Source organism: Nonomuraea sp. NPDC049637, from assembly GCF_040675235.1.
Lineage (GTDB): Bacteria > Actinomycetota > Actinomycetes > Streptosporangiales > Streptosporangiaceae > Nonomuraea.
Window position 1 is genome coordinate 61,370 of record NZ_JBFAOM010000035.1, and the last position, 19,545, is coordinate 80,914.

The 19,545-nt window shown below is 73.2% G+C and carries 19 protein-coding genes; 8 read left to right on the forward strand and 11 right to left on the reverse strand.

Going from position 1 to position 19,545, the window contains the following annotated elements:
* The first annotated feature begins 35 nt into the window (after positions 1-35).
* On the forward strand, positions 36-1,559 hold the full coding sequence (locus AB0J71_RS36030) for an ABC transporter ATP-binding protein (RefSeq protein WP_364418398.1): 1,524 nt from the start codon (positions 36-38) through the stop codon (positions 1,557-1,559).
* On the forward strand, positions 1,556-3,283 hold the full coding sequence (locus AB0J71_RS36035) for an ABC transporter ATP-binding protein (RefSeq protein WP_364418400.1): 1,728 nt from the start codon (positions 1,556-1,558) through the stop codon (positions 3,281-3,283). Before AB0J71_RS36030 ends, AB0J71_RS36035 begins: the two co-directional genes overlap by 4 nt.
* 51 nt (positions 3,284-3,334) lie before the next feature.
* Here the strand turns inward: AB0J71_RS36035 and AB0J71_RS36040 are convergent, their stop codons facing one another.
* The 3 genes from AB0J71_RS36040 to AB0J71_RS36050 form a co-directional block, all read right to left on the reverse strand.
* A complete protein-coding gene (locus AB0J71_RS36040) occupies positions 3,335-3,832 on the reverse strand; it encodes a flavin reductase family protein (protein WP_352324608.1) in 498 nt (165 codons plus the stop codon).
* Positions 3,829-5,052, reverse strand: a complete 1,224-nt coding sequence (locus tag AB0J71_RS36045) for a styrene monooxygenase/indole monooxygenase family protein (protein ID WP_352324607.1) — start codon at positions 5,050-5,052, stop codon at positions 3,829-3,831. Before AB0J71_RS36045 ends, AB0J71_RS36040 begins: the two co-directional genes overlap by 4 nt.
* 98 nt (positions 5,053-5,150) lie before the next feature.
* Positions 5,151-6,134, reverse strand: coding sequence for an AraC family transcriptional regulator (locus AB0J71_RS36050; protein ID WP_364418402.1), 984 nt, complete (start codon positions 6,132-6,134; stop codon positions 5,151-5,153).
* A gap of 143 nt (positions 6,135-6,277) precedes the next feature.
* Between AB0J71_RS36050 and AB0J71_RS36055 the strand changes: the two genes are divergently transcribed.
* Positions 6,278-6,601 (forward strand): YciI family protein, encoded by a 324-nt coding sequence (locus tag AB0J71_RS36055; RefSeq protein WP_364390216.1) that lies wholly within the window; start codon positions 6,278-6,280, stop codon positions 6,599-6,601.
* The gene (locus AB0J71_RS36060; protein WP_364418404.1) at positions 6,598-7,836 is read left to right on the forward strand and encodes a DUF6596 domain-containing protein; all 1,239 of its coding nucleotides are present in this window, start codon (positions 6,598-6,600) and stop codon (positions 7,834-7,836) included. The genes AB0J71_RS36055 and AB0J71_RS36060 overlap by 4 nt, the downstream gene beginning before the upstream one ends.
* Here AB0J71_RS36060 and AB0J71_RS36065 read toward each other — a convergent pair whose 3' ends face one another.
* The 5 genes from AB0J71_RS36065 to AB0J71_RS36085 form a co-directional block, all read right to left on the reverse strand.
* Complete coding sequence (locus AB0J71_RS36065; protein ID WP_364418406.1) at positions 7,837-9,168, reverse strand: tetratricopeptide repeat protein; 1,332 nt, start codon at positions 9,166-9,168, stop codon at positions 7,837-7,839.
* Positions 9,169-9,255: 87 nt separating this feature from the next.
* Complete coding sequence (locus AB0J71_RS36070) at positions 9,256-9,999, reverse strand: glucose 1-dehydrogenase (protein WP_352323293.1); 744 nt, start codon at positions 9,997-9,999, stop codon at positions 9,256-9,258.
* 150 nt (positions 10,000-10,149) lie between these two features.
* On the reverse strand, positions 10,150-10,662 hold the full coding sequence (locus AB0J71_RS36075) for an N-acetyltransferase (protein ID WP_352323292.1): 513 nt from the start codon (positions 10,660-10,662) through the stop codon (positions 10,150-10,152).
* A gap of 89 nt (positions 10,663-10,751) precedes the next feature.
* Positions 10,752-11,423, reverse strand: a complete 672-nt coding sequence (locus tag AB0J71_RS36080; protein ID WP_364418408.1) for a hypothetical protein — start codon at positions 11,421-11,423, stop codon at positions 10,752-10,754.
* 198 nt (positions 11,424-11,621) lie between these two features.
* On the reverse strand, positions 11,622-12,596 hold the full coding sequence (locus tag AB0J71_RS36085) for a VOC family protein (protein WP_352323290.1): 975 nt from the start codon (positions 12,594-12,596) through the stop codon (positions 11,622-11,624).
* A 115-nt stretch (positions 12,597-12,711) separates the two neighbouring features.
* Between AB0J71_RS36085 and AB0J71_RS36090 the strand changes: the two genes are divergently transcribed.
* Both AB0J71_RS36090 and AB0J71_RS36095 read left to right on the forward strand, forming a co-directional pair.
* Positions 12,712-13,293, forward strand: coding sequence for a TetR family transcriptional regulator (locus AB0J71_RS36090; protein ID WP_364418410.1), 582 nt, complete (start codon positions 12,712-12,714; stop codon positions 13,291-13,293).
* Positions 13,294-13,405: 112 nt separating this feature from the next.
* Entirely contained in the window at positions 13,406-14,899 is a 1,494-nt protein-coding gene (locus tag AB0J71_RS36095) for an FAD-dependent monooxygenase (RefSeq protein ID WP_352323312.1), read from the forward strand.
* 4 nt (positions 14,900-14,903) lie between these two features.
* Here the strand turns inward: AB0J71_RS36095 and AB0J71_RS36100 are convergent, their stop codons facing one another.
* On the reverse strand, positions 14,904-16,172 hold the full coding sequence (locus AB0J71_RS36100; protein ID WP_364418412.1) for an MFS transporter: 1,269 nt from the start codon (positions 16,170-16,172) through the stop codon (positions 14,904-14,906).
* A 59-nt stretch (positions 16,173-16,231) separates the two neighbouring features.
* Positions 16,232-17,020: an MBL fold metallo-hydrolase gene (locus tag AB0J71_RS36105; protein ID WP_364418416.1), complete on the reverse strand. Its 789-nt coding sequence runs from the start codon at positions 17,018-17,020 to the stop codon at positions 16,232-16,234.
* Between the two features lie 86 nt (positions 17,021-17,106).
* Between AB0J71_RS36105 and AB0J71_RS36110 the strand changes: the two genes are divergently transcribed.
* Positions 17,107-17,706 carry a CGNR zinc finger domain-containing protein gene (locus AB0J71_RS36110; protein ID WP_352323286.1) on the forward strand — a complete coding sequence of 200 codons (600 nt, stop codon included), beginning with the start codon at positions 17,107-17,109 and terminating at the stop codon, positions 17,704-17,706.
* A 195-nt stretch (positions 17,707-17,901) separates the two neighbouring features.
* On the opposite strand, the gene AB0J71_RS36115 is transcribed toward AB0J71_RS36110, so the two are convergent.
* Complete coding sequence (locus tag AB0J71_RS36115) at positions 17,902-18,297, reverse strand: RidA family protein (protein WP_364418450.1); 396 nt, start codon at positions 18,295-18,297, stop codon at positions 17,902-17,904.
* Positions 18,298-18,400: 103 nt separating this feature from the next.
* Between AB0J71_RS36115 and AB0J71_RS36120 the strand changes: the two genes are divergently transcribed.
* The gene (locus AB0J71_RS36120) at positions 18,401-19,408 is read left to right on the forward strand and encodes a WYL domain-containing protein (protein ID WP_364418418.1); all 1,008 of its coding nucleotides are present in this window, start codon (positions 18,401-18,403) and stop codon (positions 19,406-19,408) included.
* Positions 19,409-19,545 lie beyond the last annotated feature (137 nt).

The following is a 19,545-nucleotide window of genomic DNA, read 5'->3' on the forward strand; positions in this document are numbered from 1 at the left end:
GCGGGCCGGTACGGCCATGGTCTAGCGTGATCGCCATGAAGGCGGCTGCTCGGTATTTGTGCTGGTTGGCGTGGGCGCAGAAGGGCCGGGTCGCCTTAGGCGCGACGCTGGGCACCCTGTGGACGGTGGGCCTCACGCTGCCGCCGTACCTGCTGTCCAGGGCGATCGACGACGATCTGGCGCCCGGCTGGGTGCTCGCGCTGCTCGGCGCCGGCCTCGTCAACGCCTGGCTGGCGATGATGCGGCACCGTACGATGACCAAGATCCGGATGGACGCCAACTTCCGCACGGTGCGCGCCCTGGTGGAGCAGATCAACACGCTCGGCGCGGATCTGAACAGGCGCACCTCGGCAGGCGAGGTCGTGACGATCGGCATCGGCGACGTCATCACGATCGCCGCCGCGCTGACGGTGACCGGGCCCGGAGTCGGCGCGGTGATCAGCTACGGGGTGGTGGCGGCGCTGCTGCTGCAGGTCTCCGTGGTGCTGGCCGTGGTGGTGCTGCTCGGCGTGCCGGTGCTGGGGGTCGTGCTCGGGCCGCTGCTCGGGCGGTTGATGAAGGTGCAGAACGGCTACCGCGAGAGCCAGGGCAGGCTGACCGCCCGGCTGGTGGACCTGATCGAGGGGCTGCGGGTGCTCAACGCGTTCGGCGGCAAGGGCGCCTACGCCGAGCGTCACCTCGCCGACTCGGCGCGCCTGCGCGAGCAGGGGTACCGGGTGGCGTCGCTGACGAGCTGGATCGGCGCGCTGGGCGTGGGGCTGCCGGCGCTGTTCCTGGCCGCGGTGACCTGGCTGGGCGCCAGGCTGGCCGCGGAAGGCACGATCACGGTGGGCGAGCTGGTCGGCGTGTACGGGTACATCGCCATGCTGGTCGTCCCGGTGTCCTTCTTCATCGAGGGCAGCTTCCAGATCAGCCACGGCCTGGTCTCCGCCCGGCGGGTCACCGACTTCCTCGCGCTGCGGCCCGGCGACCGGCCCAGCTCCACCGAACCGGAGATCACGCCGGGCAGCTTCGTGGGGCTGGTCAGCGCCCGTCCCGAGGAGAGCGTGGCGCTGCTGGAGGGCCTCGGCGGGTTCGACGGCACGTCGCTGATCGCCGATCACGACGCCGCGCTGTTCACCGGCACGCTGCGGGAGGTCCTGCAAGGCAGGGGCGAGGCCGACGACGAGACCATCCGCCGCGCGGTCGCCGTCGCCGCCGCCCAGGACGTGGTCGCCGGGCTGCGCCACGGCCTGGACTCCGTGATCGAGCCGGGTGGCCGCAACCTGTCGGGCGGCCAGCGTCAGCGGGTGCGCCTGGCCAGGGCGCTGGTGGCCGATCCGGAGCTGCTGCTCGCGGTGGACCCCACCTCCGCGCTGGACGCGCACACCGAATCCCTGCTCGCCCGGCGCCTCCGTACGGCGCGCGCCGGCCGTACGACGGTCGTCGCCACCACGTCCCCGCTGCTGCTCGCCCAGGCCGACGAGGTCCTCCTGATCGAGGACGGCCGGGTGACCGCGACCGGCACCCACCGCGACCTGCTGGAATCCAGCGACGAGTACCGGGCGGTGGTGTCGTGACCCGCGACCTCCCCGTCGCCGACCGCAGGCGCGTACGGCAGGCGGCGCTGCGCCTGATCCGCCGCGACGTCCGCGGGTTCGCCGCCACCCTGCTGCTCAACGGCCTGGCGGCGGCCGCGGCCCTGGTCAGCCCGTGGCTGCTGGGCCGCATCATCGACACCATCGCCGCCGGCGGGACGATCGACCTGCTCGCCGCGGTCGCCGTGGGCGGGGCGCTGCTGCAACTCGTCCTGTCCCGATACGCCGAGCGCACCGGCACCCGGTTCAGCGAGCGCGTCCAGGAGCACATCCGCCAGGAGTTCCTGGACCGGGTGCTCGCCCTGCCCGCCGCCACCGTCGAGCACGTCCGCACCGGAGACCTGACCGCCCGCGGCACCACGGACGTCGCCGTGGTCGGGTACACCCTGCGCGACGCCGCCCCGGCCGTGCTGATCTCCGCACTGCAGGCGCTCTTCCTCGTCGCGGCCGTCTTCCTGGTCGATCCGCTGCTGGGAGCCTGCGGCCTGGTCGCGCTCGCCGGCGTCGCGGCCGCCTCCCGCTGGTACCTGCGCCGCGCCCGCGACGCCTACCTGGAGGAGGGCGCCGCCCGCTCGGAACTGGCCGAACACCTGGCCGCGGGCGCCGCCGGCGCCCGCACCATCGAAGCCCTCGGCCTGCAGGACCGGCGCACCCGCGCCGCCGAGCGGGTGATCGAGCGCAGCCGGGTCGCCCAGCTGCGCACCCTCTTCCTGCGCAGTGTCCTCTGGCCGTCAGTGGAGGTCTCCGCCCTCCTGCCGCCGGTGCTCGTCCTGCTGCTCGGCGGCCTGCTGCTGGACGGCGGCCAGGTCACCCTCGGCGCCGTCGTCTCGTGCGTGCTCTACCTGCGCCAGCTCCAGCAGCCCGTCGAGACCGTCCTCATGTGGATGGAACAGCTGCAGAGCAGCGGCGCCGCCTTCGCCCGGATCGAAGGTCTCCAGCTCCCGGCGGCGCGGACCGATGTGGCCGCCCCCGAACCCCGGGACGACCACATCGTGGCGACCGGCGTGCACTTCGCCTACGAATCCGCCGCCGACGTCGTCACCGGCGTGGACCTGACCGTGCGGCCCGGCGAGCGCCTGGCCGTCGTCGGCCCTTCCGGGGCCGGCAAGTCCACGCTCGGCAAGCTGCTGGCCGGCATCGACCGGCCCCGCCTCGGCACGGTCACCGTCGGCTCGGTCCCGGTCGCCGACCTGTCTCCCGCCCAGCTGCGCAGGCACGTCGTGCTGGTCACGCAGGAGCAGCACCTGTTCCTCGGCACCGTCCGCGACAACCTCCGCCTGGCCGACCCCACGGCCGACGACAACCGGATGGAGAAGGCCCTGGCGGCGGTCGGCGCCGACTGGGTGACCTCGCTGGACGACGAGCTGGGTCCGCACGCCTCCGGCGCCGAACTGGGCCCCGACCGGGTGCAGCAGCTCGCCCTGGCCCGGGTCATCCTGGCCGACCCGCACACCGTCATCCTCGACGAGGCCACCGCCATGCTCGACCCGCGTACGGCCCGGCGCGCCGAACGGTCGCTGGCGGCGGTGCTGGACGGACGCACGGTGATCGCGATCGCGCACCGCCTGCACACGGCGCGGGACGCGGACCGGGTGGTGGTGATGGAGGGCGGCCGCGTCGTGGAGGTCGGCGCGCACGACGAGCTGGTCACGGCCGGCGGGGTCTATCAGGGGTTGTGGAACTCCTGGCACGGCTCACGCCCTTAGCTGGCTGCCGTCCCGGGCGCGGTTCGTGGCGGTGGAGACCCCCGGCGGCCGTCACGCGTGGCTGGCCACGCGGCCCTCGCCGGCGCTCAGCTCGGGCCAGAACTCCCGGTACCGGCCGGAGTGGAAGACGAGCGGCTCGCCCCCGGCCCACTGGTACCGTTCCACCGCTCCGACGAGGATGTGGTGGTCGCCGCCGTCGTGGACGCGCTCGGTGCGGCAGACGAAGCTGGCCAGCGTCCCGGCGAGGATCGGCAGCGGCGTGCCGAGCAGCTCCACCCCGGCGAACTTGTCGGCCGCGGGGGTGGCGAAGCGCCTGGACAGGTGGCCCTGGTCGGCGGCCAGGACGTTGACGGCGAACCGCCCGGCCCGCAGGAAGAGCGGCGCGCTGGGCGCCCGGTTCGACAGGCACCACAGCAGCAGCGCCGGATCGAGCGAGACCGAGGTGAGGGAGTTGACGGTCACGCCGGCCCGCTCCCCGTCGGCGGTGACCGTCGTGATCACCGCCACCCCGGTCGCGAACTGCCCGAAGGCCTCGCGGAGCGACCTCATGCCGTCACCCTGCCCAGATAGGTCTCGGCACGGCCGGCGTCCAGGAACCACTCGGCGTAGTCGGCCGGGTCGTCGAAGCCGTTGACGAACCGGGAGGCGATCTCCGGGCGCCGGCCGGCGGCGCCCAGCAGCGCCAGGTGGTGCGGCTCGGCCGGCGCGAGCAGGGCGTTGGTCCAGTTCGTGACGTGCTGGGCCTGCGTCCAGAACAGGTCGAAGGTCTGCTCCATCCAGCCGGCGTCGAACGGCCGGTCGCCGCGTTCCACGATGGCCCGCAGGTAGGTGGCGGCGCACTTGGCGGCGTTGTTGCTGCCCTGCCCGGTGATCGGGTCGTTGAGCACCACGACGTCGGCGACGCCGAGCACCGGCGCGCCGGAGGGCAGCACGGCCACCGGACGCCGGACGGTGGGGGCGAAGCGGCCGGTCAGCACCGCGCCGGCGTCGGTGAGCTCGATGCCGGCGCAACGCTCGGCCTCCCACGGGAAGAAGGTCTCCAGGATCCGGCGGCTGCGGGCCAGATGCTCGGCGGGGCCGCGGACGTCGCCCCAGCAGTCCATGGGGCCGTCCGGCACGCCCTCGAACACCATGATCTCGCAGGGGCCGGTGTGCGTGAGCGCGGGGAAGACGAAGTACTCGCCCACGCCGGGCAGCAGGTTGAAGCAGACCGCCGAGTGACCGGGGCGCGGGGCGAGGCCGTTGACGTAGGTGACGGCCAGCGCGCGCTGCGGGGTGGCGTAGGGGGAGCGGGCCGGGTCGCGTTCGAAGAGCGAGGCGATCTGGCCCTTGCCCGCGGCGACCAGGACCAGGTCGTAGCGGGCGGCGTAGCTCTCCAGGTCGTCGGGGGTGGCGTCGTGCAGGACGAGCTTGCCGCCGAGCCGCTCGAACTCGCCCAGCCAGGCCGGCATCTTCAGCCGCTGGTCGACCGAGCGGGCGGGGACGTCCAGCCGCGCCGCCCAGTCGAGGGCCTTGCCGCCCTCCGGGCTCGGGACCGTGAGCGCGATGCCCTCGATGGGCGGGCAGACGTCGGCCCACCAGTCGAGGCCGAGCTCGCGTTCGTGGGCCTGCGCGGTGCCGAACATGGCCTGGCCGGACATCACCCGGCCGTCGCGGATGGACTCGGGGGTGCGGTTGGAGACCACGGTCACGTCGTAGCCGTGCTGGAGCAGGCCGATGGCCAGGTGGAGACCGGCCTGGCCGGCGCCGACGATCAGGATGTCGCGCATGGTGGTGTCCTTCTGGTGTGGTGTGGAGGATCTGGTCGGCGCCTGACAAGAACGGTACGGGCGGCGCGTGCGCCCGTACCATCCGCTGAGCGCGGATCTCATCCGCCTGACGCGGGACCTCTGCGCAACGTCTCCGACGGCGGCTGCCCGTACCTCTCGCGGTACTGGGCGGCGAAGCGTCCCTGGTGCAGGAATCCCCATCGGGCGGCCACCGTGGTCACCGTGACCCTGGCCGGGTCGGCCGTCCTGAGCTCGTCGTGCACGCGCGTGAGCCGTACCTGCCTGAGGTGGGCCATCGGGGACAGCCCGAGATGCGCGCGGAACCCCTCCTGGAGGGAGCGGCTGCTGACCGCGACGGCGCCGGCGATGTCGGTGGTGCTCAGCGGCAGGTGGGCGTGCCCTTCGATGAACTCCATCGCCCGGCGCACCACCTTCGGCAGCGCCGGCGGCCTGGGCGCGGTCAGCCGGTCCAGGTAGTTGGAGGGCTGCATGGTCAGCAGCAGGGTGATCAGGGCGTTCTCCAGATGCGCGACGGCCAGCGGGTGGCCGGCCAGCCCGTCGTCCCGCTCGGCCTCCCTGACCAGCAGGTCGGCCATGTCGCGCCAGGACCGGGTCCAGCCTGTCGTCAGGTCCATGCCGAGGTCGAAGACGACCGGGCCGTCGAGCGGCTCGCCGAGCATCTGCTCCAGCGCGCGTTCGATCGCCACCCGCTCGAACTTGACCAGCAACTGCGGGCAGCCGGCGGCCCAGCGCATGTCGAGGTGGCGGGTCGGCGAGGGCAGCGAGGCCAGGGACGGGGAGGAGACGACCTCCTCGTCGCCGGCGCGGATCAGGCTGTGTCCGGCAAGCGGGATCATGACCAGGAAGAACGTGTCGAGGTCGCCCGGCTCGATGTGCACGTCGGCCCCGTAGTCGAGGTAGCTCACGCGGACCGAGCCGAGCTGCACGGAGTTGAACCGGGCCGCCAGCAGGTTCGCGTCCCCGGCCAGGTCCAGCCGGTGCGGGCAGAACACCTTGGCGACCTCGCCGCGGACCTCGTCGAGGTCGGAGCTGGCGAAGACGGCACGGTTGCTGAGGAGCACACCAGATGATCGGGCGTCCCGCCCCCGGCGTTCCAGGTAAAAGTACGTACAACAGATCCGGCGGCGGTGTCGGATCGCGGCGGTCGCGTTCGTGGCAGGGGTGAGCCCGCCCGCTGCCTTGACCGACAGGAGACGATCTTCACATGCAATACCTGATCTCAGTGATCGACGGCCGGACCAATTCGGCCACCCCGGAGGAGCACGCGGCGATCGACGTGTTCAACGACCGCCTCCAGGCCCAGGGCCACTGGGTCTTCGCCGGGGGCCTCGCCGCGCCCGCCACGGCGACCGTCATCGACAACCGGGGCGCGGAGGCGATGGTCACCGACGGGCCCTTCCTGGAGTCCAAGGAGTACCTCGCCGGCTTCTGGATCATCGAGGCCCCCGACCTCGACGTGGCGCTCCGGCTCGCCGCCGACGGGTCGAAGCACTGCAACCGCAGGGTCGAGGTGCGACCGTTCCTGTGACCGACGCCCGCGAGGCGGTCGCCCGGGCCCACCGCGAGGAGTGGGCCCGGGTGGTCGCCGCCCTGACCAGGCGCTTCGGTGACCTCGACATCGCCGAGGAGGCGGCCGCCGAGGCGTTCGCGACCGCCGTGGAACGGTGGCCGGCCGACGGCGTGCCGCCCAACCCGGGCGCCTGGCTGACCACCACCGCGAGCCGCAAGGCCATCGACCGGATCCGACGCGAGAGCAAGCGCGACGACAAGCACAGGAAGGCTCAGATGTCCTCCGCCGACCCACCCGAGCCTGCCGTCGCCATCGACGACGACCGGCTCCGGCTGATCTTCACCTGCTGTCATCCGGCGCTGGCGATGGAGGCCCGCGTGGCGCTGACGCTGCGCCTGGTCGCCGGCCTGACCATGCCCGAGATCGCCCGCGCCTTCCTGGCGCAGGAGAGCGCCGTGGGGCAGCGGATCACCCGCGCGAAGGCCAAGATCAAGGCGGCTCGCATCCCCTACCGGGTGCCGTCCGCCGAGGATCTCCCGGCGCGCGTCTCCGGCGTGCTCGCCGTGCTGTTCCTGGTCTTCAACGAGGGCTACCTGGCCACCGGCCCCGGCACCGATCCCGTACGGCACGAGCTGACCGCCGAGGCGATCCGGCTCACCCGCCTGATCCGGGCCCTCCTGCCCGGCGACGGCGAGGTGACCGGGCTGCTGGCGCTGATGCTGCTCATCGAGGCCCGCCGCCCCGCCCGGGTCTCGGCCGGCGGCGAGCTGGTCGCGCTCGACGAGCAGGACCGCGGGGCCTGGGACGCGGCGCTGATCGCCGAGGGGCACCGGCTGGTGCGCGAGCGCCTGGCCGCGGCCGCCGCCGGGGTGGCGCCGGGCCGCTACCAGATCCTCGCGGCGATCAACGCCGTGCACACCTCCGCCCGCGACATGCGCGACACCGACTGGTCGCAGGTCCTCGCCCTCTACGACCAGCTCGTCCGCCTGGACCCCTCGCCGATCGTCGCGCTCAACCGGGCCGTCGCGGTCGCCGAGCTCGACGGGCCCGAGGTGGCGCTGGCGGCCGTCGACCGTCTCGGGCCGAGGCTGGCCGGCTACCACGCCTATCACGCCACCCGCGCCGACCTGCTGCGCCGGCTGGGCCGCGACCGGGATGCGCGAGCGGCCTACGACAGGGCCATCGAACTGGCCGGCAACACCGCCGAGACCGCTTCCCTGACCCGCCGCCGCGACCTGCTGCGGCCGGGGTGATCAGGCGGCCTTGCCGCGGACGATCCAGAGCTTCATGTCGGTGAAGTCCAGGGTGAGGTTGTAGGGCTTGAAGAAGCAGTGGGCGAAGTGGGCGATCCCGTCGAAACCCGACCCGTAGGGCCAGGGCACGTTGACCGGCATGTTCGGGTCCGCCTCGCAGTAGACCCGCTGGGCGACGGCGTCGCCGAGGCGGATCTCCTCCGGATAGCAGGGGTGCGTGACGGTCGGGTGGCTGTGGGCGAACGTCTCGATCGGGCGGTCGAGGTCGACCCGGACCCCCAGACGTGTGGCCACCTCTCCGGGCATGCCCGCGGCGATCTCGCCGACCCCGCCGAGGTTCACGCCCACCACCCGCGGGCCGGACCCCGCGATGCTGCCCACGCTGTGCACGTCGTGGTCACGGGCCAGCCACATCGGCAGCGGCGCGGCGCCCGCCCGCGCGGCGGCGGCGCGCGCCTTCCTGGCCGTCTCGGGGGTGCGGCGGCGCAGGATGAGGTGCCGGCCCGCATAGTCGAACGTGGTCAGCAGGTGGTAGAAGACCCACGTGCCGATCAGGCCGTCGCTGTCGGCGCCGACGTCCGCGCCCGACTCCGTCGACGACCAGCCCACGGGGACGTTGCGCAGTTCGATGCCGCCCAGCCTGAAGGAGTCCAGCAGCCCGTAGTGCACCCAGATGGGCGTGCCCTCGAAGTCGGTCTTCTGGCTGACGACGGCCTTCAGCCCGGCCTCCTTGGCCACCGACGCGGTCAGGCTCAGGTTCGGCGCGCCGGTGTAGAACGACAGGCGCTTCGCCGGTCCGCCGTTGATCGAGGCCTCCACCAGCGGCCGCGGGTCCATCTGCAGGAACGGCACCCGGCCGACGTCGCCCTTGATCTGGTACGCGTCCCCGCTGATCGACGCGAACCACTTGGCGTAGTCCTCCGCGCCGGCCGCCTTCCAGCACGGGACGGAGAGGGCGAACTTGTCCTGCCGGATGTAGCAGTCGCCGAGCAGCTCGTTGGCCTCCTTGTCGCCGGGCGCCAGGCGGACGGCCGTCCTGAGGTATTTCTCGGCCTCGGGGAACCGGTTGGACAGCAGCGCGACGTGGCCGCGCCGGCGGGCCGCGTGCAGGTTCCCCGGGTCCTTCTTCAGGATCTCCTCGTACGCGCGGCCGGCCTGCTCGAACTTCCCGGCCTTGAACAGCGCGTCGGCGTCGCCGCCGTCGGCCAGCGCCGTGGCCGCCCCGTCCAGCAGCGGCGCCGTCGCGGCGGCGCCGGCCAGCACGGCGGCCCCCCGGAACAACGAACGCCGGTCCCATCTCCCGTCATCGGCCGAAGCCTTGTCCCTTTCCATGCCCGCCAGTCAAGAGGGACGGCCGTTGCCGGGATGTATGCGTTTTTCGATACGCCCGCGATACACGAGATCGCGGCGGCTCGCCGGTCAGATCGCCAGGCCGCCGGAGACCCGCAGGTTCTGGCCGGTGATCCATTGGGCGTCGGGCCCGGCCAGGAAGGCGACGACGTTGGCGATGTCCTCCGGACGTCCGAGCCGTTGCAGCGGCGTCAGGGCCACGGTGTGCTCGATGGCCTGCTCCAGGTGCTCACCGGCGGCGGCGCGCATCATGTCCGTGTCGGTGGCGCCGGGGGAGACGCTGTTGACCGTGATGCCCCTGGGACCGAACTCGCGGGCGGCGACCGCGGTGATCGACTCCAGCGCGGCCTTGCTGGCGAAGTACAGGGCCAGGCCCGGCACCGCGCCGCTGGAGGAGATGTTGACGATCCGTCCGCCCTCGCCGAGCCGTTCGGCGGCGGCCTGCATGACGAAGAACGGGCCCTTGGCGTTGACCGCCATCACTTCGTCGAAGTCGCTCTCGACGGCGTCGCGGATGTCTCCCATCGGATTGATCGCCGCGTTGTTGACCACCACGTCCAGACCGCCCAGGCACCGGTCGACCTCACCGAAGAGGTGCTTGAGGTCTTCCAGGCGCCCCTGGTCCGCCCGTACGGCGATCGCCCGACCGCCGAAGGCCGTCACCTCGGCCACCACCGCCTCGGCCGCCGCCTGGTCGCGGACGTAGGTGAACAGCACCGCCGCGCCCTCGCGGGCCAGCCGCAGCACGATCGCCCGCCCGATGCCCCGCGATCCGCCGGTGACCAGTGCGTTCTTGTTCTCCAGTGTCCCCATGTCGACTCCTCGCCGTCGGCGGCTCCCCTGATGGGAGCCGGTCACAGCGGGGTCGGAGCAGGATCGCCGGTCTCGACGTCCGCGCCGGAGAAATTTTCGGCGTGCCCGGCCGTACGGCCCCCAGCGGTGCTGAGGGCCGTACGCCGCGTGTCAGACGCCGAACGCCGCCGCGTAGCGGATGACGCCGTTCGGGACCGGCCGCTCGGGATCGAGGGCGAGCGCCATCATGTACTTGTCCTCGACCTCGAACGACGGCCGGATGCCGAACCCGGAGGCCGGGGTGAAGCCGAAACGCGGGTAGTACTCGGCGTGACCGAGCACCACCACCAGGTTCTCGCCCTGCTCACGGGCCGCGCGCAGGGCGGCGCGGATGGCGGCGGAACCCGCCCCCTGCCGCTGGTGTCCGGGCCGGACGGCGCACGGGCCCAAGGCGAGAGCGGGGGAGTCGCCGACATGGCAGCGGGTGAGCAGCGCGTATCCGGCGAGCTCGCCGCCGGGAGCCTCGGCCAGCCAGGCCAGGCCAGGCAGCCACGCCTGCGGGTCGGCCCGCAGCGCCTCGACGAGGTCGGCCTCGTGCGGGCCGGGGAAGGCCGCGAGGTTGATCTCGCGGACGGCGGCGGCGTCGGCGGCGTTCTCGGGGCGGGTGATCCAGGAAGAGGTCATGATCGGGTTCGTCTCCTTGTCCTTCTGCGGATGCGGGACCTGGCCGGTGTTCGTGGTGGACGGAATGGACGGACGGGGGATGCGGCCCGTCATGACTGCCGGTCCCGGAACCGGTAGGTGGCGCGCAGGTGACCGGTGATGGCCTTCTGGTGGTTGACGCGCTCGTCGCGCAGCCGGGCATCGGTCCGCGAGGCCGCCCAGGCGTTCTCCCGTTGCAGCTTCCGGTAGCTGCTCAGGCGGCGTCCGGACAGCTCGCCCGACGCGATGGCGGCCTGAACCGCGCATCCCGGCTCGGTGTCGTGGGCGCAGTCGGCGAAACGGCAGCACGCGGCGAGCTCTTCGATCTCGGCGAAGACCTGCTCCAGGCCGCCGGCGGCGTCGTGCAGGCTGATCCCGCGCAGGCCCGGCGTGTCGATGAGGACCCCGGCGGCGAGCACCTGTCCGTGGGAGGACCTGGACGCCGACGAACGCACGATCGCGCTGTGCCGCGGCAGCAGCGCCACCAGGTGCGGCTCGGCGCCGGGGCGCAGCGCGGCCCAGTCGCCGGTGCACGGCGTCAGGAGCGGGTCGGGCGGATGCGGCGCGGCGAACGTGGCCCGCGTCGGTCCCGCGGCGGTGACCGCCGTGCACAGGCCGCGGTCGACCCGGGAGATCCGAGCCGGGACGAGGCCCGCTTCGTAGTGTTCGGTGAAGGTTCGGTCGAGTGCGCCGGTCCCCCCGTACCGGGACAGGCCGGATGGATCGGTGTACGTGTGTGACAACGTGAGACCCTTGCGGAGAAGGGGCCCCGACGAGACGTGGACGTCACCCCGCCTGGTTCACGGCAGGGAGCGGAAGTGGGTCAGACCAGGGCCCGGGACGTGAGGTCGGTCCGGGCGCTGCACGGGGCAGCGGTCTTCACCGCGGTCATCGAACCTCACCTCCCTTCCACACAGATCCAGTACCGAACGAACGGCAGCCTAGCATCTCGGCCGGACCTCCTGGCGGAAGATGATCGCGGTGCCCGACGCGGCCTCGGCGGGCACGAAGATCTCCTGACGCCCGGTCACGCGTACCTGGACGTCGTTGTCGCGCAGAAGCTGCCGCGTGGCGGTGAGGTCACGCACCGACACCGTGCAGGCGACGAACGCGGGCAGGGCCGCAGGCTGCTCACCAGGCAGCAGGTCGCCGAGCGTCGAGGCGGTGACGACGGTGACGCCTGCCCGATCGAAGACGTGCGGCCGACCGTCGCGCGCCTGCCCGAAGTAGGTGGCATAACGCCGCGTCAGCGCCGGGAGCGCCTCGTCGGCGACGCACAGCACACATTCGACCAGCCCGGTGGCGCCGTTGGGGTGGACGGCGTGCGGCTGGACGCCGCCCGGTCGGGCCGGCGCGTTCTCGGCGAATCCGATCCTGCCTTCCGGCACGCGCCCGGCGGGCAGGCCGGGTGCGGAGATCTCCAGGTACCGGACCGGTTCCATCGTGGTGCCGGTGCGGGTCTCGACGGGGCGCTGCACGGCGTGCACGCCGGCATGGTCGACGCCGGCCGCGGTCAGCCCCGCAGCGATGACGTCGATGTCCGGCGTGTCGGCGATCATGATGTGCAGGCCCTGGAACCGCTGCAGGAACGACGCGATGTTGGCGGTGGTGGCGTCGATGGCGGCCAGCAGTCCGGGCAGCCTGTCGTCGGGCACGCGCAGCGGGATCGGCCGGGCCTCGCCGGGCAGGCGGCCGGCGTCGTCGATCACGGTCACCAGCTCGATGAAGTTGCGCGGGAACTGCACGTGCGCGTTGGCCACGCCGAACGGCTCGGCGGCTCCTCCGGCGACCCGCGGCAGCAGGGGGTAGGTGGGTGCGGCGACGGTGAAACCGAGTCGGCGGTAGGTGTTCATGGCCCGGGTCATGTCGTCCACGATGTGGCCCACGTGGTGCAGGCCGGTGATGTCGTCGCCCATGGTGAAGAGCCTCCAGGCGTGCGGGGCCGGGGTGCGTTCGCCCCGGTCAGAGCTTTTGAGAGTATGCTATCTTTAGATAGTGAGCTCTCATTATTGCTTCGGTAGAGTGTCCCGCATGGGAGAGGGCGGGTTGCGCGAACGCAAGAAGGCCAGGACACGGGAGACGATCCTGCGCGAGGCGTTCAGGCTCTTTCGTGAGCACGGCTACCACGCCACCACCACCGAGATGATCGCCGAGGCCGCTGAGGTCTCTCCGGCCACCTTCTTCCGCTACTTCCCGACCAAGGAGCATCTGGTCGTCCTCGACCGCTTCCCGCCGCTCACCGAGGCGCTGGCCGCTCAGCCGCCAGGCGCCCCCGTCCCCCTGCTGCGGGGCGCGTTCCGCGCCGCCTTCGCCGCCCTGTCGCCGGAGGAGATCGCCGCCGGGCGCGCCCGGGAGGTGTTCGCGGTCACCGTGCCTGAACTGCTGGCCGCCAACCTGCGCAGGAGCCCCGGCTTGATCGCGGAGGTGCGCCGGCTCGTGGCGGACAAGGCCGGCTGTGCTCCTGACGACCCGCGCGTACGCGACGCGGTCGGCGCGGTCTTCGGGATCGTGGCCATGGTCTGGATGCAGTGGGCCCACGATCCCGGCCTGGACGGCCCGGCCGAGATCGACACGGCACTGGCACGCCTGGAAGCCGGCCTGAACCGCACGTAGCCCGGTCAGCGGCGCAGGTGACTATCGTTGCGGGAACCGGCCCCCTCGCCGTTACCGTCTGCGCAGTGGTCGGCGGCCTCATCGCCGCTCCCTGTCGAACGGAGCATCCGTGATGAACGTCGATGTGATCGTCGTCGGAGCCGGGCCGACCGGGCTCATGCTCGCCGCAGAGCTGGGCCTGGCGGGGGTGGCGGCCGTGGTCGTCGAACGGCTTCCCCGGCGCAGCGGGCAGTCCAAGGCGCTCGGGATCCAGCCACGCTCCGCGGAGGCCCTGGAGTTACGCGGCCTCCTCGAACCCCTCATGGACCGGGCGATCCAGCGGGTGCCCGGCGGGCATTTCGCCGGGCTTCGACTGGATTACACCGCCTGGGACACCCGGCATCCGTACTCGATCGGCATCCCCCAAGGGCGCGTCGAGGCGCTGCTGGAGGAGCGGCTCGGCGAGCTGGGCGTCCGGGTCCTGCGCGGGCACGAGGTGACCGCGCTGTCGCAGGACGCCGAGAAGGTCGAGGCGACCCTGCTCGGCCCGGCGGGCGGCGAGTCACGGCTCACGGCGCGTTACCTGGTGGGCTGCGACGGCGGCCGCAGCACCGTCCGCGAGCTGCTGGGCGTCGGCTTTCCCGGCCTGGACGGCAAGCTGCTCTCGGTGGTCGCCGACATCACGATCTCCGACCCGGACGGCGCCGTGCCGGAGACCTGGACCCTGCCCGTCATGACGCCCGACAAGACCGGCAAGGGCTACATCGCGCCCATCGGCGATGGCGTGCACCGGTTCCTGTTCTACGGGGCCGAGCAGCAGGCGCTGTCCCGCGACACCCCGATCACCGAGGAGGAGGTGCAGCGGGCGCTGCGCAACGAGTTCGGCCCGGGGGTGCGGCTGACGGGCGTGCGGTGGGCGTCCCGGTTCACCGACGCCTCGCGCCAGGTCGAACGGTACCGCCACGGCCGGATCCTGCTCGCCGGGGACGCCGCGCACATCCACTCGCCCATGGGCGGGCAGGGGCTCAACCTCGGGCTGCAGGACGCGTTCAACCTGGGATGGAAGCTGGCGGCCGAGATCGGCGGGTGGGCGCACGAGGGGCTGCTCGACACCTACCACGCCGAACGGCATCCGGTCGCCGCGCGCGTCCTGGCCAACACCCGGGCGCAGGCCGTGCTGATCGTGCCCGAGGAGGAGAACCTGGCCCTGCGGGACATCGTGGAGCAACTCGTACGGGTGCCCGAGGCCAACCGGATCGTCGCCGGCATGATCTCGGGGCTGGACATCCGCTACGACCTGCCCGGCCGGAACCACCACCTGCTGGGACGCCGCGTCCCCGACCTCGACCTGGTGACGTCGTCCGGGCCCGGCCGGGTGGCTGAGCTGCTGCGCGACGGCCGCGGCCTGCTCCTGACGACCGCCGACGAGGCGGCGTTCGCCCGGGCCGCCGGGCCGTGGTCGGCCAGGATCGGCCGGGTGCACGGGAAGGCGGAGCTCGGGGCGGACGCCGTCCTGGTACGGCCCGACGGCTACGTCTCCTGGGCCGGTTCCGTCACCGACGTCTCGGGCCTCACCGACGCCCTGACGCGCTGGGCGGGCGCTCCCGCCGCCGGCGCACGTCCCTGAACGATCATCGGTCGCGCGCGGCCCTGACGGCCACGGGCACGATGGCCAGCGCGAGAACGCCGCCGCCGACGGCGAGGAGTGGGTAACCGGCGACCTCGACGACGAGCCCCGAGGCCATGCCGCCGGCGGCGCCGGCGATCGCGATGGAGACGTCGACCCAGCCCTGCGTCCTGGCGCGGGTGGCCGGCGGGACGGCGTCGGTGATGATCGCGGTGCCGGTGACGAGACCGAGGTTCCAGCCCAGCCCCAGCAGCGCGAGGGCCGCCGCGTACGCGGCGACGGAGTCGTCGGGGGCGAGGGCGGCGAGCGCTCCGGCGGCCAGCAGGACCAGCCCGGAGGCGGCGGCGACCGCGAGCGGGCCGTGGCGGTCGACGAGCCGGCCGGTCAGCGGCGAGGGCAGGTACATCGCGCCGATGTGGATGGCGATGACCAGGCCGGACGCGGCGGCGCCGGAGCCGCTGTCGTGCATGTGGACCGGCGTCATGGTCATGATCGCGACCATGACGGCCTGGGTGAGCACCATGACCAGCACCCCGGCCGGCACGCCGGGGCGGCGCCTCGCGGCGTCCGCACGCGGCCGTCCCGCGGCGTCGTCCGGCGCGCCGGGGGGGTCGGCGGTGGGGTCGGCTTCGAGGGCGCGGGCCAGCAGCAGCGGGTCGGGGCGCAGCCAGACGGCCAGGACGAGGGCGGCCAGGGCGTAGGCGGCGCCGGCGAGCAGGAACGGCCCGGCCAGGTACGGGATGCCGAGGACGGCCGCGAGGCCGCCGGTGGGCGCGGCGAGGTTGGGCCCTGCCACGCCGCCCAGGGTGGTGGCGACCAGCACGGTGGACACCGCGCCCGCCCTGCGCGCGGGGGCGGCCAGGTCGGCCCCGGCGTAGCGGGCCTGGAGGTTCGTGGCGGTTCCTGCGCCGTACAGGAAGAGTGAGAGGAAAAGCAGGACGGGGTGGCCGGCGACGGCGGCGACGATGACGCCGCCGCTGCCGACGGCCCCGGCGAGATATCCCAGGGCCAGGCCGGGGCGGCGGCCGCGGGCCTGGGAGAGGCGCCCGACGGCGACGGCCGCCAGGGCTGACCCGGCGGTGCCCACGGCACTGGGCAGCCCGGCCAGGCCGGTGGAGCCGAGCATGTCCTGGGCGAGCAGCGCGCCGACGGTCACGCCGGCCGCCAGCCCGAGCCCGCTGAGCACCTGGGCGATGACCAGGACGGTCAGGGAGCGGCGCTGCGCCTCGACGCGCGGGACGTGGTCTGCCCGGACGGGCACGTTGGTCGTCACGAGTGAGTTCTTTCGAAGAGGGGTCGCATCGGCGGCGTGGCCAGGGCCCGCGGGCGTGGTCAGGGTCGGTCGCCCAGGTCGAGGCGGTCGAGCAGGCCGCCGGCGGCGAAGGCGGCCACCAGGTCGTCGCGGCCCTCGGTGAAGTGGGCCCAGCTGTCGTAGTGCACGGGCACCACCCGGCGGGCGCCGAGGATCCCGGCCGCCTCCACGGCCTGCGCGCTGTCGAGCACGATCAGCCGCCCGTCGAACAGGACGGAGAACCGGGGCCCGCCGGCGAAGAGCACGGCGGTGTCCACCGGGCCGAACCGGTCGGCGATCTCCCGGACCGCGTCCAGGGAGGCGTTGTCGCCGCTGACGTAGACCGTGGGCAGGCCCTCCCCGGTCAGGACGAACCCGACGACCTGGCCGGTGATCGGTTCGACCTCCTCGCGCGGGCCGGGGCCGTGCACGGCGGGCACGCCGGTGACGGTGATCGTGCCGCCGTCGCGGCGGTCCAGCTCGGTCGACTCCCAGTCGGCCAGACCCCTGGCCCCGCCGCCCAGGCGTTGGCCGCCGCCGGGGGTGGTGAGCGTGAGCGGGACGTCGGCCAGCAGCGCGCGGCCCGCATGGTCCAGGTTGTCGGGGTGCTCGTCGTGGGAGAGCAGGACCACGTCGATGCGGCCGAGGTCGGCGGGCGTGGCGGACGGGGGAGCCGTCTTGGTCAGCCGGCCGCCCGGCACGTGGTAGTCGCCGGGCGGGTCGAAGGTCGGGTCGGTCAGGAAGCGCAGGCCGCCGTACTCGAAGAGGGCGGTGGGACCGCCCAGGACGCGGACGGGGATCTGCTCGATGGGCGCGCCGGAACTGGCCATGCGAATACCTCACGGATGGGAAGTGGTTTATCCGTGATGACGGTAACGGTGTCTCACGGACGAGCGCAAGCCGTACCATGAGACACATGAGCGAGACGCCGACCGCCGAGTCCGTGCTGCCGCCCGCGCCGGGGGCGGAGGACTACCTCGCCCTCGACTTCGTCAACAGCGCCATCGCGCTGCCCGGCGGGCAGTTCGTCGACCTCCTCGGCACGCCCGCGGCGACGAATCGGTGGCTCGCCGAACGCGGCCTCGCGCCGGCCGACGCCGGGGTGCAGGAGATGTGCGCGACGCAGCTGCGCTCGCTGCGCGAGCACGTCAGGGCGTTGTTCAGCGCGCGGGTCGCGGGGCTGCCCGTCCTGCCCACCGCCCTGTCCGCCGTCAACGACGCGCTGAGCAAGGCCCCCACCGCCGCCCTGCTGTACTGGGACGAGAAGAACGGCCCCTACCGCGCGACGCCGTGCCCCACCAACGAGATCCTCGACCGCGCCCTCGCGACCCTGGCCGCCAACACCGCCGACCTGCTCACCGGCCCCGACGCCGAACGCCTCACCAGCTGCGGATCTCCGCCCTGCAACCGCTACCTGCTGCGGCACGGCCGCCGCCACTGGTGCTCCACGCGGTGCGGCGACCGCGCCCGCGCCGCCCGCGCCTACGCCCGGCGCACCCAGCCCACGCCTGGCTGACCGGCCAGCGGGTGTGGCGCACGTCATGTCCTCATCTGTCACAGGACGCGGGTCTCCGGCATCTCTTGGGCGAAACCAGTGAGAAGCAAGGAGCACATGCGCCTACCAGCCCGCCGCCCGCTGAACGACCCCGACGCCATCCCCGCTGCCGATTGTGGCGGGGTGGCGGGGGCGGCGGAGCGCGGCGCGGTCGCGTCAGGCGACCGCGGTGCCCTCCAGCTCGACCATCAAGGTGGGGATCGCCAGCCGGGTCACGCCGAGCATCGTGGTGGCGGGCGCCGCCCCGGCGGCCCCCAGCCGCGCCGCCAGCACGCCGTAGTGCTGGAAGAGCAGGTCCACGTCCGTGGTGTAGACGTTGAGCCGGACGAGGTCCGCCAACGACATGCCGGCCTTGCCGAGGACGGCGTCCAGGTTGTCCAGGCTCAGCGCCAGCTGCGCCGCCATGTCACCGTCATGCCGGGGCGTGCCGTCGTCGCCCATCCCGGTCTGCCCGGAGCAGTACAGGGTGCGGGTCTGCCCGGAGACCAGCTCGCCCTGGTTGAATCCCATCTCGACCGACCAGGTGACCGGGTTGATCGCCGTTCGTTGCAGTGTCATGCCGGCTCCGTTCGATGTCAGGTTCTTCGACGTCATGGTGATCAGCCTCCCAACGAATCACGACATCCTGTGTCGTGTATCTCGATAGGGTTTTCGCATGCGTGCCGACCGGCTGGTCTCCCTGGTGCTGCTGCTGCGGCAACACGGACGGCTGTCCGCGACCACCCTCGCCCGCGAGCTGGAGGTGTCCACCCGCACGGTGCTGCGCGACATCGAGGCGCTGTCCGCGGCGGGCGTCCCGGTCTATGCCGAACGCGGCCGGCACGGCGGCTTCGCGTTGTTGCCCGGCTTCCGGACCGAGCTCACCGGCCTCAACCCCGACGAGGCGCTCGCCCTGCTGGTCGCCGGGTCGCGGCGCGGCGCGCAGGCGTTCGGCCTCGGCTCGGCGCTCGCCTCGGCGATGCTCAAGGTGGTCGACGCGCTCCCCGACAGCTACCGGGACACCGCGGCCGGCGCGGCCGAGCGGCTGCTCATCGACCCCGAGACCGACCTGCTGTCCCGCCGGCTGGCCGCCGAGGAGGTTCCCGACGCCGTGGCGGCCGAGGTCCTGCGCGCGGTCTTCGCCGGACGCAAGCTGGAGATCCACTACGCGCCCTTCGGCGGAACGCCCGAGTGGCGGACGGTCGACCCGATCGGCCTGGTCACCATCCGCGACCGGGGCTACCTGCTGGCCACGAGGTCGGGGGCCGACCGCACCTACCGGCTGTCGCGCGTCCAGGCCGCCAGGGCGCTCCCCGAACCCGCGCAGCGGCCCGACCGGGTCGACCTGGACCGGGCCTGGCAGGAGCGCAGCACCCGGTTCCGCACCGGCGGCGACCAGGTCACCGTGACGGTACGGATGGCCCCGAGGCGGCGGGAGGAGCTGCTGGGCACCGCGCTGGCCGTCCTCGCCGAGGAGGCCGGCCCCGACGGCCTGCTGCGGCTGGAGGTGACCTTCCAGGACGACAGGCACGCCGTCTGGGCGTTGTGGCAGCTCGGCACGGACGCCGAGGCCCTGTCCCCGCAGTGGTTGCGCGACTCCCTGCACGCCCGCGCGACCACGCTCACCGCCCGCTACCAGGACCCCGCCGCGGAGCCGGCCGCCCGCCGCGAGGAGCCCGCGTGAAAACCCGTTGGCGGCCTGCCGCGGCCACTGCTAGTTTGCCGGTGGCCGTGCGAGAGACCGAGGAGGTGGTACCCGTGGACACAACGACGACATGGGTGCTCCCCCTGGGGGTCACGGTCGGCGACTGAGACAGGTGT